Raw genomic sequence first — 16,126 nt, 5'->3', positions numbered from 1 at the left:
CGGAAATGAGAAATGGCCGCCCGAATGCAGACTTCATCCGCGGTGGGCGCGCCGGAGCAATCCCGCCAAGCTGATACATTGACATCGCCACCCTCGGCGCCGGACTTCGCAGTTGATGCTTTCGTCACTCACACCCTATGCCGGGATGTTCATTACGGCGTTTGCATCCGCCACGCTCTTGCCAGGCCAATCCGAGGTCGTGATGGCCGCGATGCTCGTCAGCGATCGTTACGATCCGTGGCTGTTGCTTCTCGCGGCAACGACGGGAAACAGCCTGGGTTCGACGGTGAATTGGCTGCTGGGACGGTTCTTCGAGCATCTCGGAACGCGTCGTTGGTTTCCCTTCAGCGAAGCGTCCGTCGAGCGCGGTAGACGTTGGTATGCGAAATGGGGCAAATGGTCGCTTCTGCTGTCCTGGGTTCCTGTCATCGGCGACGCCTTGACCCTTGCCGCCGGCTTGATGCGAACACCGCTGTCGATTTTCTTGCCCTTGGTTGTTGCAGCGAAGGCTGGACGCTACCTTGCGCTCATGGCGATGCTGTCAACGGCAACCTAGCCGTCCTCGATCCGCTGAACTGGTGAACTTCCGCTTCTGGATCGGCGAACGACGACCAGCCCGGAGTCGTCGACCGATGTCGCCAAACGGCCGCCCGAAGGCGGCCATTAGCATCCGAACTGAGCGCTCTCGCAATTCGCTCAGGCCGCGCGCATCAAGACTCCTGCCCGACCCGCTGGAAGCCGCGCCGTCGAAGTGCGGCGAACGCGGCGAGCAGCATCAGGAGCCGGGGATCGATCGCACCGCCGCCACCGCCGCGACGCACATCCGGTCCGCCTTCGAACACGATCACGCCATTGGCGACGCCGTCACTGTCGCCGACGCCGCCATCGGTCAGCGTCACGGTCACCGTGTTGCCGTCGATGTCGATGCCGGGAATCTCGTCGCACGCGTCGTTCGTGCAGCCGAGGTAGTCGCGAATGTCGACACCTTCCGGGAAGTCGATGATCGCCGTCACGCTCGATCCCGGCGTCAGGCGATCGATCTCAAGCGCATAGAAGCCGTTGCGGAAATCCTCTTCAGTGCCCGCCGGCGGCGGCGTGCGCTCGAAGCGCTCGATACGACCACCCGAGAGATTCAGCACGACTTCGCGGCCGTCGGGATCGGTCGTTACCGCGGTGCTCGGGCCTGGCGTCGGCGTCGGAGCGGGCGTTGGCGTCGGCGTTGCACTCGGGGTCGGCGCAACGGTGGCGGTCGGACTGGCCGTTGGCGTCGCGGTCGGCGTCGGGCTCGGGATCACCGTTGGCGTCGCGGTGGGTGTCGGGGTCGGGGTCGGCGTCGGTGTTGCGCTGGGTAGCGGCGTGGAGGCGACATCGTTGTCATTGATCGTGATCGTCACCTGCTGCGTGCCCGACTCGACCGCATTGGTCACACCGGTGATTTCTATCGTCAGCGATTCGATAGGTTCGACGACAAAGTTGTTGACCGCCGTCAGCGTCACGCTGGCCTGCGTCTGGTTCGCCGGAATGACGATATTCGCCGGCAGGCTGAAATCAGAACCCGCAGAGGCCGAACCGCTGGTGCCGAGCGCCACCGTGATGCTACTGCCGATCGCCGTCGAGGTCGTCGCCGTGATCGTGGCGGTGCCGCCTTCGGTGATCGTTGTCGGGTTTGCCGACAAGGTGATCGTCGGTTGCGCAATCGTGACCTCGTGGTCCTCGACTTCACCATTGGCGGCGACACCGTTCGGCGTATCGCAGGCATCGACCGCCGAGCAGACGCGCAGGCGCAGGTAGCTGTCACCCACGCCGGCCGTCAGCGGCACAGCCGGCGTCAGCGTCACCGTTCCCGACGTGACGCTCTGGTCGCTCGCAATCTGTTCGCCGCTGTCGGACCAGCTGCCATCGCGATCGAAATCGATCCAGGCGTTGAGCCGGCCGCTGCCGGTAACGTCCACGTCGATCGAGGCCGTGGCGCCGGCAACCAGCGTCGGCGTGCCGACGATGCCGTCCTCGTCGTTGCTCGCCTGGTTGACGTCATCGCCGTTCGCTTCGTCGTCCGCTTCGAGGCCGTCATCCGCGTCCGGGGCGGTGTCGCCCAGGTACGGAGCGCCTGAGCCAATGGCGTGCGCAGCGCCGTCGTTGACGACCAGCGTCGGGTAACGCGGGGTCGCCACGGTGTCCGGCGCATCGCCGAAGTCGTAAGACTCGTTGGCTTCGTAAGCGCCGACGTCGCAGCTGCTGTCGGTCTCGTCCGGCGCGCCGGCACCGATGCCATTCTGCGTGCGTGCGATACCGCGTTGGTCCACGTCATTGACCGGCGCCGTGCTGCAGTTCAGCCCGGCGTCGATCGCCGCACTGCCCGGCAGCAGCGCATGCGTCAGCGTCAGCCCGCCGTTGTTGGCCAGCGGGCCGACCTTGATCTGCGCGTTGGTCCTGACTTGGCTCGTTGTGAAGTTGCAGCCGGTCGCGTTGTCGGCGATGTTGCCGCCGGCGTCGATCAGGGAGGATGCACCCGAGTTGTACGCCGGATCATTCGAGTCCCTCACGCTGACGCAGTTCGTGCCCGCTGGGCTTCCGCTGATCAGGTTGTTGCGCAAGGTCGCGGACCCTTCGATATCGAGCAATCTGCTGCCCGAATGGTTCACGAAGCTGTTGTTGTACAGCTCCAGCGCGCCGGTGAAATTTACGGCGTACGAGTACGAGATCGCCGCGCCCCTTAACGCAGCGCTGTTGCCGCTGAACGTGCTGTTGCTCACGATCAACGAGTATGTGCTTCCGGTAATCGCTCCGCCGGTTTGGCTGCTGTTGCCTACAAACGTGGATTGCTCGATGGTGGTCGGGCAAATGGTGCGGATTGCTCCGCCTGAGGCGCTTGCGTTGTTATTGCGGAAGGTACTGCGACGGATCGTCAGCGGCTCGGAGCCTGTGCAGAAGATCACGCCACCGGTTCCGTCGTTGCCGGCCCCATTGGCATTGCCGTTGGCAAACGTCAGCTCGATCAGCGTCAGCGTCGGCGCACCACCAGGGAAAGTCGTGATGGGGCGATACAGCGACTGCCCATCGATCGTAATGGCCTGCCCCGAGCCGTCGATCGTCAGCGCGCCGCCGCTGCTGACAATGTCCGGCAGGCGGCTGCCGAGCGCGATCGTGCCGCTGACACTGAAGTTGATGGTGTCGCTCGCCGAGTCCGCGACGGCAGCGGTGATCGCCTCGCGCAGGGTGCAGTTGGACGCATTGCAGGTGCCGTCGTCCGTATCGGCCAGGCTGTTGACCACATACGGCGAGTTGTAGGTGACGGTCACCAAGCCGTTGCCGGTTCGCGCGGGCGTCGGGAAACTGGCAGACGATGCCGCAGGCGTCGCAAACCCGGAGCCGCCGCCGCCGCCGCAGCTGCCTGCGCCGCCGGCCCCGCCGTAGTAACCGCCGCCGCCGCCGCCGCCGTCGCTGGCGTTGCCGCTACCGTCGAGTCGGCTGCCGCTGCCCGTGCTGCCATTCTGGTTGCCGCCGGCATGCAGGCAAGCCGCACCGGTGCCATTGCCGCCGGTCAGACCGCCACCGGCACCTGCAGATCCCTCGCCTGCCCCGCCGCCGCCACCACCGGCGACGATGGCCCAGCTCGCGGAGCCGGCCGACGTCAGGACGAGCGTCGTGTTGGGAACACTGACGATCGACGCACCGCCGCCACCACCGCTTTCCGAGCAGATGGCTCCGTCGCCTGACTGCTGACAGGTCACGCCGCCGGCGCCGCCCCCGGGCACACCACCCGCCCTTGGATTGGAACTGATGTTGCTGAAGCCCTGTTGGCCGACAACGATCCGGAAGACCTGCCCCGGCGTCACCGTCAGCGTAGCCCGGGTATGTCCGCCCACCGCGCCGGCGAAGCCACCCGCACGCTCACCGCCCGCGGCGCCTTGTACGTTGAAGACCGCCTGCGTGGCGCCGGCCGGCACTGTCCAGGTCTGGATCGCGTTGGCCGTCGTGAAATTGAACGTCGTCGTTGTTGCCGCCGTTACCGTGGGCACTGCGCCCGAAAACAAAACGACAGCCAGCAGCATCCGGCATGGATTGCGAAACATGTTGAGCCCCACTTCTGAACCCGCGCGATACAACTGAACCGGCTTATAAGCCGCCGACGCCGATACGCGAGTCCCCCCGCGCACCCTGCGGATGTTGTCACGAAACCATCAGAGCCGGGTGCGGATGGCGCGGCGCAGCATGCAGGTACGCAGTAGATACGGGATTGCCGGTCGAGTCCTTAGTAAACCCTGAGCAGAACAGCCGCTTTTGCCCGCTTACAGACAGCGATAGAGCGCCGCCAGCGCCGGCTGCTGCAGCGCGGCGTCGACGCCGGGGGTGAAGTCGGTGACGACGCTCGCAAGAGACAGCTGCGCGTCGGGATCGCCCATCACGAGCTGACCGCCGAAGCCCATTGCCGCGAAGGACGCGGGATTCGGTCCCAGCTGGAGCTTGCGCTGGCGCTTGTTGTTCGGGTACAGGCCGTACGTCGTCTTCACCTTGGGCAGCAGCGGCTTGAGAAACGCGGGTAGCGGCTCGCTCATCACGAAATCGGCGACGTGCCCGCGCACTTCGCGCATGACCTCGATCGTTGCCGGCTTGAGAATGCGCACGCCGTCGAGTTCGCCACCACCGGCGAGTGTCGCGAACAGCCGCGCCAGCGAGCGGGCCGTCGCCGTGCCGTTGCTGGCCGGCACCTCGGACTCTAGCCACGCCGGAATCTGGATGTATGCAGGGGCGCGGTCGAGGATGGTCGTTTCCCCATCGCCGATCAGCGCCCGCCCGAACAGGGTCTGCGGGTCGGAGCCGTTGCGCCTGGCGGAGGCGAGCAACTTGCGCATCAACCAGGGCCCCTTGCTAGGGTCGGGCGATATCGCAAAGGCAACGCGCTGCTGGTCTGCGATCGAAGTCCCGAGGTGCAGGTCGAGGCCGAGCGGCTTGGCGATGTCGCGATCGAACAATTCGCCGATGGTGCTGCCCGACACGCGCCGCACCAGTTCGTTGAGCAACCAGCCGTACGAGACCGCGTGGTAGCCGGTGCGCGTTCCAGGCGTCCATGACGGTGTCGAGGCGGCGAGGCGCGCGGCAATGCCGTCGAGGTCTTTCCAGCCATTGCAGCTGTCGGCGTCAAGAAACGCCTGGCTGCCGTCAAAGCCGAGGACGCCGGACGAGTGGGTGAAGAGTTGGTGGAGCGTGACCCGCTCCTTGCCGTTGGCGGCGAACTCCGGCCACCAGGTGCTGACCGGGCTCGTGTGATCAAGCAGACCTTGTTCGACGAGTCGCTCGACGACAATGGCGGCCCAGGCCTTGGTGATCGACGCGACACAAGCCAGCGAATCCTGCTGCCAGGCCTGGCCCGGCCGCGCCTGGCCGCCCCACAGGTCCACGACCGGTTTGCCGCGGACGTAGGCCGCGAGGCTGCCGCCGCCACGCGCCCACGGTGCGGGCATCGCCTCGATGGTCTCTCGGACCCGCTCGAAACCCGGTGCAACCCAGCCTTCAACCTTGCCCATCCCTGACCTCTTCTGCGCTTGTGTAACGAGTCCGCGATGATATCGATCCAGGGCCAGCGTCGAGTGACCTGGCACTGGAAGTCAAGGCTCAGGCGCTAGAAGTCAACGCTCAGGCGCACCGTGTAGGTGCGCGGCGCATTGAGAAAGTAAGTGTAGAACGGCGAAGCCGCCACCGGCATGTTGATCTGCCCGCCGGTCGCGGCAACGGTGTCCAGCAGATTGTCGACATTGAACGCCAGCTTGGGGCGCCAGCGCCAGGCATCGCTGCTGAGAATGACACCGGCCTTGAGCGTGCCGTAGCCATTGATCTCCACGTCGTGCTGCAGATTGCTGTAGCCCTTGCCGATGTAGTTGTAGCCGGTGCTCATGCCGAGGGTGAACGCGCCCATCGGCCGCACGTACTGGATGCTGCCGTTGTATTGCTGCGGAGCAACGCCCGGCATCTGGTCGCCCGGCTCGATCAACTCACCGTTCGCCGCTGTGTAGGGCGCCGTGTTGAATGCGGTCGTGAAGGCGGCACTGAGCGACAGGCTCAATCCGTTGATCGGCGTGTACCACAGCAGGCTGGTCTCCAGTCCCTTGCTGGTCGACGAGGCAACGTTGTCCAGGTAGCCGGTGGGCAGGCCGCCCTGCGAGCTCTGCGCGTTCTGCTGCAGGATCGGATTCTTGTACTGGATATAGAAAGCGGTGATGTCGGCGTTGAGCGTGCGGTCCAGCCAGCTGGTGCGCAGACCGAGTTCGTAGTTCCACAGCGAATCGGATTTGAAGGTTGGCGGAATGCCGTTGGTCGCGGTGGACGGCGCGATCTGGATGCCGCCGAAGCGGAAACCCTTGGCCACCTGCGCGTAGGTCAGTGCACTGTCGCTGAAGTGCCAGGTCGCGGTGAAGCGCGGATTGACGCCGCGCTCGACGATATCGGCACTCTGATTGACGTTCGGCCCCTGGTTGATCGCGCGCACCAGAATGCCGTAGCCGTAGAGGTCGCCGTCCACCGAGGTTTCGTAAAGGCGCGCGCCGGCTTCCAGTTCCAGCGGTTCCCAGGGCTTCCAGGTTAGATCGAAGAAGAGGGCTTTTTCATCGGACTTCGAATGCGTCGTCGCGTTGAGCAGTGTCGTGTTGCTGGTCAGCGGCTCGCCAAGTCCGATCTGGTTCAGCAGCGTAATGAGCAGCGTGTCGTCGTTGGTCAGGTCGCGCAGCAACGAAAGCTCGTTGCCCAGCGCGAAATCGATCTTGTAGGTGTAGTAGTAGGCGCCCACCAGCCATTCGAACGGACCCGAATCCGTCGACTGCAGACGCAGCTCCTGGGAGAACTGCCGAGAATCGACATCGACGCTGTTGAAAACCGTCAGCGCCGGCGGATAGCCGCGCGGCGGAGGCCCGAACAGCGCCGAGGTTCCGTCGCTCACTGCGTTGTAGCTCTTGAACAGCCGCGAGCTGAGCGACACGAGGCGCATGCTGTCGAAGTCGTACCCCAGTTCCAGCGAGTCCAGACCGAACTCATTGGAGGCGGGTGACGCGATCACGTTGAGGCCGTTGCTGCGCGAATCGTCGATCGCATCCGTCGCGTTGATCTCGTTCTCCGCGTCGTAGTCCTGGCTGAGGTGCGTGAACTTCATCTTCCAGTTGCCCGGCTGCCAGAGCAGGATGCCGCGGATCTGATCACCGTCGCCTTCGTTGACGTCTTCCTGATCGCCGTAGGTATCGTCGATCGTGCCCGGATACTGGCGGCGCAGATAGGTCAGGCGCATCGCCATCTCGTCATTGCCGAACAGTGGAACATTGACCGCCAGACCTTCGGTGACTGCCTGGCTGCCGCCCTTGGGCTGGCTCACCTGGCCGAAGGCACGCAGCTGCCACTCGCCGAGAACCGGGTCCTGCAGTTCATAGCGCAGGGCACCGGACAATGCCGAGCCGCCGAACAGGGTGCCCTGCGGCCCCTTGAGCACCTGCACGCCGAACAGATCGAACGCTGACAGGTCGGGAATGACATTGGCGACGTAGGGATCGGTGAAGGACGTATCGCCGATGAAGAAGCCGACCGCGGAAGGAATGATCGAGCTCGGCGCGGTGTCGGTACTGACGCCGCGCATCGAAAACCGGGTCAGGCCCGGCGTCGACTGGGTGACGGTGACCCCCGGCGTGTCCTGGATGTAGTCGATCAGGTTCAGGTGACCCTCGTGCTCGAGTTTCTCACCGCTGATCGCGCTGATGGAGGCGGGAATGTCGCGCAGCGGCTTTTCGCGTTTGGTCGCGGTGACGACGATCTCCTCGATCCTCACGACGTCGCTGTTCTCGGCCAGATCGGCCTGGGGCTCAGGGGCACGCAGCGGATCCACGTCGATGGTATCCACCGTGGCTTCGACAGGCAGTGGAGCGTTGACGGGCTGCGTGTCTTCCGCAGCAGGTTCTGCAGGCTCGACGGCCTCTTGCGCAACGGCGGGGCCGACGACGACCGCCATCGCAACCAGCAGCCACGCGCTGCCCTGGGTGATTGAACTGCGCACTGCACTCTCCTCGATCCGCGGTTCCATCACTGTCATGGCGGGCTGCCGGACGCGATGTTTATTTATTAATGAATCAATTATTAATATAATGCCAAGGCTGGCAAAAGCAAAGCCGCCGCGCCGGCCCGCGCCGGCGAGGCACGATGCGGCATGCGCGCCAGGCTGCTGCTACTGTAAATCGCCCTACTTCACCGACTGTCCGCCCTGCCTGAAATGGATCTCAACGATCTGCGTACCGCCCGAACCCCCAAGGCGAAGAAGCCTCGAAACCGCCCCAAAGCCGAGCGGCGCGAAGAGACGATGGCCGCCATTCTCGATGTGGCGGAGCAGCTTTTTGCACTGCATGGCCGCGAGGGGGTCACGCTGCGGGCGATCGCCGTCGAGTCGCACGTCGACACTTCACTGGTGCATTACTACTTCGGCGATCTGGAGGGCGTGTTCCGTGCAGTGCTGCTGCGCAAGTCGGCGGAGATCAACGCAATCCGCAACAAGGCCATGGACGCTTACCTCGCCGCGCATGGCGGCCGGCCGACGATCGACGGCGCGTTCGATGTGTTCCTGCGGCCGGCGTTCGAAACGATTCATGGCAACACGGCCTACTGGGGGCACTACGCGGCCATCGTCAGCAGCATCAACTCCTCGCGCGCGCACAGCCGCGACTACATGAGCTACACCTTCAACAGCACGGTGCATCGCTTCATCGAGCTGCTGATCCAGCTGGCACCAGAAGTCCCTAAGGCGAAGATCTACTGGTTCTACCACCTGATCTCCGGCAGCCTGACCTTGAGCTTCGCGCAGACCGGACGCATCGACGAACTCTCGGAAGGACGCTGCAACTCCTCGGACCTTCCGTCGATTCTCGAATCCATGATGCAGGCCTACACCAGCAGCTTCAAGGATCTGCGCGCGCGCCATGCGAAGACCAAGGCCGCGCGGAAAGTCGCAAAGCGACCGGCTCGTCGCAGAACCGCAAGCTGATCTCAGCGCAGGATTGAGCCTCAGAAGCGATCGTTCCCGGCGACTTGAAGATTGTTGATCTTGCTCTTGCGCAGGATCTTGAGCAGCAGATTTCGGCAGCCTCTCAGCAGGGGATAAAGAACCCTGGAGAGCGCGCGTGACCGGAAGGACCAGTAGGCCAGCCGATTGAAGGCGCCTTGATTTGTGCCCATGAGCGCCAGCGCATGAATCGCGTCGGCGCCGTAGTACATCTGCTTGCCGACGATCACGATCATGCCCTGATCGACATCCAGGCCGCGGGCCGAGATATCCGCCATGACCGGGCCGCCGGCCCGCGCATCGACGAGGACAAGCCGGCCGACAGATTCGCGGATGCGCACCATGTTGCAGTAGAAATTGCACGCGGGGCATTCCTTGTCGTAGATCACCAAGACTTCAGCATGGCTGTTCATAGCGATATTCCTTTGTGTCTCCGGGGCGACAGCCCGCTGGTCTGGCGAGCTGCGCCCCTTGTGATCGAGAGCGATGCTTACTTGCCCGTCGGGCGCACCGGCTGAACCTCCGCCGCCGGGCTGCCGAACTGGATGCCGCTGCGCCCCAGCCGATGGATGACGTACATGTTGAAGAAGTGCGCCAGGCCCAGGACGAACAAGACGACGCCGATGCCCGAAGCCAGGTAGATGATGAGCTGCTCGATGCCGTCGATGTCGACACCGGTCTTCATCTTCAGCAAGACGAAGCCCAGATTGACCAAGTAGAAGCCGACGACCAGCAAGTGGTTGATCGAAGCCGCCAGTTCCTCGTCGCCCTTGAACCCCCGCACCAGGAACGGCAGGCCGTTCCTGCTGAGGGTGCGCGACACAAAGACCGTGACGAAGATGCTGAGACCGAGATAAATGATGTAGGTGATTGAGTTGAGCACGACCTGTCTCCTGATGGGCTGGGTGAACCCGCGGCGCGGATTCGCCAGGCCACTGTGGAGCGCCGATGCGGCTCAATCTTCCAGGCTCATCAATCTGGAACAGATATTTTTTCGATCCTTTGTTATCAGGGACTTGTGGGTTTCCGGAATCATCATTCGGGAATCGATCCCGGCTTGAGCCGGCCTTTGCGGAAGGCGGCGGGCGACATTCCGGTGACTTCCCGGAAAGCCGCGTAGAAGTTCGATTGAGACCCGAACCCGCACATCATCCCGACCGACAGCGCCGAGGATCGCTGATCCTCGCTCAGAATGCGCTTGGCTTCCTCCACCCGCCGCTCGCGGATGTATCGCGAGAAGCCGACACCGAATTTGGAGTTGATCAGCTCCGACAGCTGATGAGGGCTCAGCTCCATGGTTTCCGCGAGCAGCGCTAGGCTCAGGTTTTCATTCGTGTAGAGCTTGTCGGTGCTCATCAAGGCGTCGAGCATCGCCAGCTTGGCTTGCGCATTGACGCTCTTGAGCGTCGAGTTGGCGTAGGCCAGCTTGGCGGTTTCGGCAATGTCGGCGACGATCTCCGGGAAGATCAGCAGCGCCGCAGTGATCAGCACCAAGGCAATGCCGATGGCGTTCGCATACGCCATATGGAAGGCGGACGCGCCAATCCACGGCACGGAACAGACGAGTGCGAGCACCACGACAGCCAGCGCCGCGAACAATCCAAAAAAGAACATCTCGAACTTGAAGCGGCCGACATGCCGCCGCATGCCATAGACGATTCTCGCCAGCCACAACGAGTAAGCCGTGCCCAGGGCAAAAGCCATCGGGGCAATCCAGCCTGACGGCAGCAGAAGCCCGCACACTGGCGGCAGCAGATGCAGCAGGTCCACCGCGGAGAACCTGGTCTCCGGCAACAGCAGGTCGCGACTGAAAAAGTAGAACGCCGGCGGCGTCGCGAACAGCATGACGACATACGCAAGCGACTGGAACAGATCCGATCCCGTCTGCAAATGCTGGAGATGCGCCATCTGCAGGCCGGCGAGCGAGACGCACAGCATCGCGCAGGCGAACATTCCCGGCGCTGTCTTGCGCGAGTTCAGATAGAAGACGTGTGCAACCAGCAGGATGGCGAGGCTGAAAACAGAAAACCCGATCAGCAGAAGCGTCGTCGTCTGAAGCACGTCATGAACAGCGATCATGTATCCAGGTCCGTTCCTTGGGCAGATTCCTGCAGCTTGGCGGGCCTCGGCCGCTGGCCGCAGCATCGGAAGTGTAGCGGGCGTAGGTCTTGCCAGGCGGGATGGCGCATCGACTCGACTTCACCGGCCGAGGTTCGTTATGCGCAACCTCGAGCGCTGCGCTGGCGAACTTCCCTGCGTCTGCTGCACCCAAACCGCGGCCCACGAAACGCCGCCCGCCCGAAGGCTGTAGCTGGGGAGAACCGTCCCGCGGAAGCGCTGCCGCGCACCGCGCTCAAAGCGCAGGATTCCGGCCCGGGCCCGGTGAAGAAGGGCAAATGGCTATATAGTGGCTTACCGTGCTATTGCGGCAAATCAGGGCAAGTCCCATGGCACGCGTCACTGTAGAAGACTGTCTCGTCCGGATCCCCAATCAATTCGACCTGTGTCTGGTAGCGTCCAAGCGCGCACGCCAGCTGGCCCGTGGCGCACCTGCCCACCTGCCCTGGCAGGATCACAAGTCGACGGTGCTGACGCTCAAGGAAGTGGCCGCTGGATTCGTCGGAATGTCCGTGCTCGTTGAAGCCGACCTTCCCGAAGTCCGCACCACGATCTCGACGCTCGATTTCCCCGAGATCGGCAACGAGGTCTGACGCGGCAGGTCTGAGGCGATCGGCCGTTCCGGCCTGGATCGATTGCCGCGTCATCCCGGTGTACTCGTAAACGCAGCATCTCCGATCACGCGGCATCTATCGAAGGAATTCCCCGTGACCTGTCAGAGATGCTCGGATCAGATCGGCCTTCCCTCGACCTGGGATGCGCACGCCCGCCTGGGGCGCCCCGGCTCGGCAAGCACCTCTGGTTACGCATCCTCCGGAAACCAGAAGCTGTATGCCTGCAACACCTGCGGCACGGTACTGCGCAAAGGCCTCAACACAGGCTGGGCGCTTGCCTTGCGTACGGCACCCCCTTCGGCACCGGTCATCGGCACCGCCGGCTAATCACTTCATGCGAGCTACAGTGTCATGGCCTACAAACCGCGCGCCGTCGATCTGAAACTGCGCGAGCAGCGCCTGCAGATCTATCAAACGGCGCGAACGATCTCGTCCAGCTTTCCTGCGCTTGAGCACATTTCCCTGAAGGTGCGTTTCAGCGGTGCCGATCGCCTGTCGCCGTACACGCAGATCTACACCGGCGACATGCAGGCTTATTTCATCCTGCAGTGTCCGTCGAAAGACTGCGAGGGCGGCGGCTTCGACCTGACCAAGGCGATTACGGGCGCTGCGAAGAGCCCTTCCGGCACCGCGAGCGGGACAGCGTCGTGCACCGGCGCGGTCGCGGTTTCTCCCAAGCGCGGCGATGCTTGTCCGGTAACGCTGAGCTTCGACATCGACTGCGCCCGGCGCGACTAGCCTCGAAGCTGCGCATGAAGCGCTTCCGGATCCTGCATCGAACCTATTACAACTTCTCGGCGCCCGTCAGCCTGGGTGCGCACGAGTTGCGCCTGCGTCCGCGAGAAAGCCACGAGCTGCGCATCGAAGCGTCGGCCTTGAACGTGGAACCCGCGGCTTCGCTGCGCTGGCGGCGCGACGCGGAAAACAACTCGGTGGCGATCGCCGCTTTCAGCCAGCCGGCGCAGCAACTCGCCATCGAGAGCGACGTCATCGTCCAGCAGTGGAACGTCAATCCCTACGACTTCCTGCTCGACGAATCCGCGACGCGCTGGCCGTTTCAGTACTCGGCCACCGACGCTGCGGTGCTGGCGCCCTATCTGCAGGCCTCCAATGCGCATGCGCACTCGCCAAGCATGTCGCAGTGGCTCGGCGACTGCGCTGACACAGCCGGCGCTGAGACCTTTGCGCGTCTGCAGTCTCTCAATGAAAAGATCCGCAACAGCCTCTCCTACCGCGTGCGCGATGAAGCCGGCGTACAGGATCCTCAATCCACAGTAAACCTGGGCAGCGGCTCCTGTCGCGACTTCGCCGCACTGTTCATGGCCACCGCGCGCGACATGGGATTCGCGGCGCGCTTCGTCAGTGGTTACCTGCGCGCAGATGCCGCCATCGACAACCTCGGCGCGACACATGCCTGGGCGGAGGTCTATCTGCCCGGCGCCGGCTGGAAGGGTTTCGATCCGACCCTTGCGCAGCTGGCGGGGCCGGATCACTTTGCAGTCGCCGTCGGGCGCACGGCGGACGCCGTGCCGCCGATATCGGGCTCCTTCTCCGGCACCGCGGACTCGCGCCTCGAAGTCGGTGTCTGGGTCACCGAGCTGCCCGTCGGTTCGTGAAGCACCCCGTTTCCAAACTCCCCTCAAATCCACATCGGACAATTCACCGTGGCCAAACCCAATTACAGTTTCGACAAACGCCAGCGCGAGCTGAAGAAAGCAAAAGAGCAGGAAGCGAAGCGGCTCAAGAAGCAGGCGCAGCAAGCCGCTGAGGCAACCCCCGCCTCGAGCGACGACGAAGCTGCGCCGAAGGCGACGGACAGCTAGCGCGCGTTATCGATTGGCTGAAGCCGGCATGGCGAGCAGATCCGTCACGCCCGGATCGACACCGGCCTGCATGAGCAAGGTCGTGACCTGACCGCGATGGTGGGCCTGATGATTGAACATATGCATCACCGAGAGCGCCATGGACGCCGTGCGCGGCGTCGGATTCGTGATGGGCGTGTAGGTAAAAACGCCGGCGAGCTGCTTCTCGGTCAGCCCGGCAGCCCACGCTGCGATCTCCCGATCGGTCTTCTTGCGTTCCTCGCTGAGCGTTTCGAAGCTCGAATGCAGCTCCTGATCGAGCGATGAAATATTCAAGCTCTGGTTGCGGAATCGCGCGATCCAGACGCTGTCCGCGAGCAGCAGATGATTCAGGGTTCCGTGGATGGACTTGAAGAACGCGCCCATATCGCGCTTGCGATCTGCATCGGACAATTTGGCGCAAGCCTCGTAGATGCCGACATTCATCCAGGCGTTGTAACTGGCCATCTTCTGGACGTAAGCGCAATTGATCATCCCGGATCGACCTCCCTCTGCTGCGGCTCTGGTAAATCTCTGGTACAGCGGCAACTCGATATCCTCACGGCTGTGTGAGCAATCGAGAGCGAGAATCCGATGATCGTCAAGAGATGGCAAGCAGTTTTCGCGGCGGCCTTGTTCCTGAGCGCCTGCACCGAACAGCGAGAGCCGGCTGAAGTGCGCTCGCCACTGGCGACTGAGGCGCCACTGCCCAGCGCCGAAGCGCAAGCGCAGAAGCCGAGCACGGTCGACCAATGGATCGGCCGATGGAACGGTCCGGAAGGAACCTACCTCTCGATCGAGAAGAACGGCAACGGCTACACGCTGGAGATCGCCGATCTCGACGGCCCCAAGCGTTACGAGGCCGTGGCCGCGGGCGATCAGCTCAGCTTCGAGCGCAACGGCCAGACCGAACTGATCCGTGCCACCGACGGCAAGGAAACCGGAATGAAGTGGCTGCTGGAGAAATCCAATTGCCTGACTGTCAAGACCGGCGAGGGATTCTGCAGAGACTAGATTGTCGACGGCGCCGCCAAAGGCCACGGCCCCGGTGGCCCCGCTCCCGCCGGTTCGGTTATGCTTGCGCCGTCACTGGGGAGTAGCCGCTCTTCGACCCGAAGAGGTTTACGTCAACACACTTGACCCGCAGGTCATGGCGTAAACAGTTTCTCGCTTGGCAAGACCTTTGACCACATCGCCTCCGCTGGCCGGGGATGCGTTGTGGTCATTCGTCTGCAGCCGGCCGTGGAACCCCTGATGGAATCGCTATTCGTCTCGACCGGTGTCGTCGCCCTCGCTGAAATCGGCGACAAGACCCAGCTCCTCGCGTTCATCCTCGCCGCCCGATTCAAGAAGCCCTTGCCGATCATTGCCGGCATCCTGCTGGCGACGATCGTCAATCACGGGATCGCCGGCGCGCTGGGCGCCTGGATCACCACGGCCTTGAGTCCCGAGTTGCTGCGCTGGGTACTCGGCATCTCGTTCATCGGCATGGCAGCCTGGACCCTGATCCCCGACCAGTTCGAAGAAAGCGAAGCCAGGGTCGCGACCCGCCTCGGCGTCTTCGGAGCAACGCTGGTGACCTTCTTCCTCGCCGAGATGGGCGACAAGACGCAGATCGCAACGGTCGCGATGGCGGCGCACTACGCAACGCCGCTGCTGGTCGTGATCGGCACGACGCTGGGCATGCTGATCGCCGACGTGCCGGCGGTATTCATCGGCGAGCGGCTGGCCAAGCAGATTCCGATGAGGCTGATGCATTCCATCGCCGCCGCAGTCTTCGCGGTGCTGGGCATCGCGACGCTGCTGGGCGCTGGCGCCGGCTTGGGTTTCTGAGCAAGGCCGCGCCACTCGCTGCCGGATTCAGCCGTGATCGCACGGCAAGAAAAAGCCCCGCTTCCGCGGGGCTTTTTTCAGGCGGCTACTTCTGCTTCCAGCCAGCCGAATCCTGATACCACCAACCGCTCTGTGCCTTGGCAACCCAGCGCTGCGCGAACACGCTCTGGATCTGGCCGGCCCACTGCGGCTGCCCGTTGGCGCTGGCGATTTCCCGGTAGAGCGCGGCGCGGTCTGCGTTCTCGTCGGCGATGACGCTCTTCGCGGCGTTGCGCTGTGCCAACGGCACGGCATTCGCGTCGCGCAGGGCAATCAGGCCATCGCCCGTCAATCCCGCGGCGCCGGAGTCGAGGAACGGCTTCAGCCGGTCGAAGCGCGTTTGCATCGAATCCGTGATGCGTTGCACTTCCGGCGAGCTGATGTCGATATTGGGCTGCTGCGCTTCGGCACGCGGAATCACGAAGTCCGCGACAGCGACCAGCACGCGAACGGGAAGACTCGACGTTGGCGGCGGCGGAGTCGCGGCCTTGCCCGCAGGCTGCTGCCAGACGTCATCGATGATCCGGTCCGCGGCCTTCTCCGCGGCGGCGGCCGGGAAGTAGACGTTGATCGTGACGCAGGCCGTGACCAGGAACGTGGCGCCCAAAAGCCAGGCGGATGTCTTCTTCAGCATGTCACTTCTCCTCTGAGCTTCA

The 16,126-nt window shown here is 63.7% G+C and carries 17 protein-coding genes and 1 riboswitch; of the genes, 9 read left to right on the top strand and 8 right to left on the bottom strand.

What is annotated here, in order from left to right; translation table 11 throughout:
- The first annotated feature begins 115 nt into the window (after positions 1–115).
- Positions 116–556 (top strand): YqaA family protein, encoded by a 441-nt coding sequence (locus AC3WUF_RS05625; protein WP_492423265.1) that lies wholly within the window; start codon positions 116–118, stop codon positions 554–556.
- Between the two features lie 154 nt (positions 557–710).
- Here the strand turns inward: AC3WUF_RS05625 and AC3WUF_RS05620 are convergent, their stop codons facing one another.
- From AC3WUF_RS05620 to AC3WUF_RS05610, 3 genes are all read right to left on the bottom strand, one after another.
- Positions 711–4,073, bottom strand: coding sequence for a choice-of-anchor Q domain-containing protein (locus AC3WUF_RS05620; RefSeq protein WP_492423263.1), 3,363 nt, complete (start codon positions 4,071–4,073; stop codon positions 711–713).
- 216 nt (positions 4,074–4,289) lie between these two features.
- On the bottom strand, positions 4,290–5,525 hold the full coding sequence (locus tag AC3WUF_RS05615) for a serine hydrolase domain-containing protein (RefSeq protein WP_492423261.1): 1,236 nt from the start codon (positions 5,523–5,525) through the stop codon (positions 4,290–4,292).
- Positions 5,526–5,620: 95 nt separating this feature from the next.
- Positions 5,621–8,029, bottom strand: a complete 2,409-nt coding sequence (locus tag AC3WUF_RS05610; protein WP_492423259.1) for a TonB-dependent receptor — start codon at positions 8,027–8,029, stop codon at positions 5,621–5,623.
- 213 nt (positions 8,030–8,242) lie between these two features.
- Here AC3WUF_RS05610 and AC3WUF_RS05605 point away from each other — a divergent pair, with 213 nt between their 5' ends.
- Positions 8,243–9,007, top strand: coding sequence for a TetR/AcrR family transcriptional regulator (locus AC3WUF_RS05605; RefSeq protein ID WP_492423257.1), 765 nt, complete (start codon positions 8,243–8,245; stop codon positions 9,005–9,007).
- Between the two features lie 20 nt (positions 9,008–9,027).
- Here AC3WUF_RS05605 and AC3WUF_RS05600 read toward each other — a convergent pair whose 3' ends face one another.
- The 3 genes from AC3WUF_RS05600 to AC3WUF_RS05590 form a co-directional block, all read right to left on the bottom strand.
- Positions 9,028–9,438, bottom strand: a complete 411-nt coding sequence (locus AC3WUF_RS05600; protein WP_492423255.1) for a DCC1-like thiol-disulfide oxidoreductase family protein — start codon at positions 9,436–9,438, stop codon at positions 9,028–9,030.
- Between the two features lie 77 nt (positions 9,439–9,515).
- Entirely contained in the window at positions 9,516–9,908 is a 393-nt protein-coding gene (locus tag AC3WUF_RS05595) for a hypothetical protein (RefSeq protein ID WP_492423253.1), read from the bottom strand.
- Positions 9,909–10,060: 152 nt separating this feature from the next.
- Complete coding sequence (locus tag AC3WUF_RS05590) at positions 10,061–11,170, bottom strand: helix-turn-helix domain-containing protein (RefSeq protein ID WP_492423251.1); 1,110 nt, start codon at positions 11,168–11,170, stop codon at positions 10,061–10,063.
- Between the two features lie 302 nt (positions 11,171–11,472).
- Between AC3WUF_RS05590 and rpoZ the strand changes: the two genes are divergently transcribed.
- From rpoZ to AC3WUF_RS05565, 5 genes are all read left to right on the top strand, one after another.
- A complete protein-coding gene (gene rpoZ / locus AC3WUF_RS05585; protein ID WP_492423249.1) occupies positions 11,473–11,736 on the top strand; it encodes a DNA-directed RNA polymerase subunit omega in 264 nt (87 codons plus the stop codon).
- 114 nt (positions 11,737–11,850) lie between these two features.
- Positions 11,851–12,084, top strand: coding sequence for a hypothetical protein (locus tag AC3WUF_RS05580; protein ID WP_492423247.1), 234 nt, complete (start codon positions 11,851–11,853; stop codon positions 12,082–12,084).
- A 24-nt stretch (positions 12,085–12,108) separates the two neighbouring features.
- Positions 12,109–12,495 carry a hypothetical protein gene (locus AC3WUF_RS05575; RefSeq protein WP_492423245.1) on the top strand — a complete coding sequence of 129 codons (387 nt, stop codon included), beginning with the start codon at positions 12,109–12,111 and terminating at the stop codon, positions 12,493–12,495.
- Positions 12,496–12,509: 14 nt separating this feature from the next.
- Entirely contained in the window at positions 12,510–13,373 is an 864-nt protein-coding gene (locus AC3WUF_RS05570) for a transglutaminase family protein (RefSeq protein ID WP_492423243.1), read from the top strand.
- Between the two features lie 48 nt (positions 13,374–13,421).
- A complete protein-coding gene (locus AC3WUF_RS05565; protein WP_492423241.1) occupies positions 13,422–13,580 on the top strand; it encodes a hypothetical protein in 159 nt (52 codons plus the stop codon).
- A 6-nt stretch (positions 13,581–13,586) separates the two neighbouring features.
- Here AC3WUF_RS05565 and AC3WUF_RS05560 read toward each other — a convergent pair whose 3' ends face one another.
- A complete protein-coding gene (locus tag AC3WUF_RS05560; protein WP_492423239.1) occupies positions 13,587–14,147 on the bottom strand; it encodes a DinB family protein in 561 nt (186 codons plus the stop codon).
- A gap of 45 nt (positions 14,148–14,192) precedes the next feature.
- On the opposite strand from AC3WUF_RS05560, the gene AC3WUF_RS05555 reads away from it, so the two are divergent.
- Together AC3WUF_RS05555 and AC3WUF_RS05550 are read left to right on the top strand one after the other, a co-directional pair.
- Positions 14,193–14,612: a hypothetical protein gene (locus AC3WUF_RS05555; RefSeq protein WP_492423237.1), complete on the top strand. Its 420-nt coding sequence runs from the start codon at positions 14,193–14,195 to the stop codon at positions 14,610–14,612.
- A gap of 63 nt (positions 14,613–14,675) precedes the next feature.
- A riboswitch (yybP-ykoY riboswitch) is annotated at positions 14,676–14,849 on the top strand.
- Positions 14,850–14,852: 3 nt separating this feature from the next.
- Entirely contained in the window at positions 14,853–15,431 is a 579-nt protein-coding gene (locus tag AC3WUF_RS05550; RefSeq protein ID WP_492423235.1) for a TMEM165/GDT1 family protein, read from the top strand.
- Positions 15,432–15,516: 85 nt separating this feature from the next.
- Here the strand turns inward: AC3WUF_RS05550 and AC3WUF_RS05545 are convergent, their stop codons facing one another.
- Positions 15,517–16,104, bottom strand: coding sequence for a YdbL family probable chaperone protein (locus AC3WUF_RS05545; RefSeq protein WP_492423233.1), 588 nt, complete (start codon positions 16,102–16,104; stop codon positions 15,517–15,519).
- Positions 16,105–16,126 lie beyond the last annotated feature (22 nt).

Source organism: Fontimonas sp. FW305-C-3, from assembly GCF_058783185.1.
This window is presented reverse-complemented; position numbering and strand designations above follow the sequence as displayed.

Coding starts and splice junctions, on each gene's coding strand:
- AC3WUF_RS05625 (WP_492423265.1), top strand. CDS start 116: ATGCTTTCGTCACTCACACCCTATGCCGGGATGTTCATTACGGCGTTT.
- AC3WUF_RS05620 (WP_492423263.1), bottom strand. CDS start 4,073: ATGTTTCGCAATCCATGCCGGATGCTGCTGGCTGTCGTTTTGTTTTCG.
- AC3WUF_RS05615 (WP_492423261.1), bottom strand. CDS start 5,525: ATGGGCAAGGTTGAAGGCTGGGTTGCACCGGGTTTCGAGCGGGTCCGA.
- AC3WUF_RS05605 (WP_492423257.1), top strand. CDS start 8,243: ATGGATCTCAACGATCTGCGTACCGCCCGAACCCCCAAGGCGAAGAAG.
- AC3WUF_RS05600 (WP_492423255.1), bottom strand. CDS start 9,438: ATGAACAGCCATGCTGAAGTCTTGGTGATCTACGACAAGGAATGCCCC.
- AC3WUF_RS05590 (WP_492423251.1), bottom strand. CDS start 11,170: ATGCTGCGGCCAGCGGCCGAGGCCCGCCAAGCTGCAGGAATCTGCCCA.
- rpoZ (WP_492423249.1), top strand. CDS start 11,473: ATGGCACGCGTCACTGTAGAAGACTGTCTCGTCCGGATCCCCAATCAA.
- AC3WUF_RS05575 (WP_492423245.1), top strand. CDS start 12,109: ATGGCCTACAAACCGCGCGCCGTCGATCTGAAACTGCGCGAGCAGCGC.
- AC3WUF_RS05570 (WP_492423243.1), top strand. CDS start 12,510: ATGAAGCGCTTCCGGATCCTGCATCGAACCTATTACAACTTCTCGGCG.
- AC3WUF_RS05555 (WP_492423237.1), top strand. CDS start 14,193: ATGATCGTCAAGAGATGGCAAGCAGTTTTCGCGGCGGCCTTGTTCCTG.
- AC3WUF_RS05550 (WP_492423235.1), top strand. CDS start 14,853: ATGGAATCGCTATTCGTCTCGACCGGTGTCGTCGCCCTCGCTGAAATC.
- AC3WUF_RS05545 (WP_492423233.1), bottom strand. CDS start 16,104: ATGCTGAAGAAGACATCCGCCTGGCTTTTGGGCGCCACGTTCCTGGTC.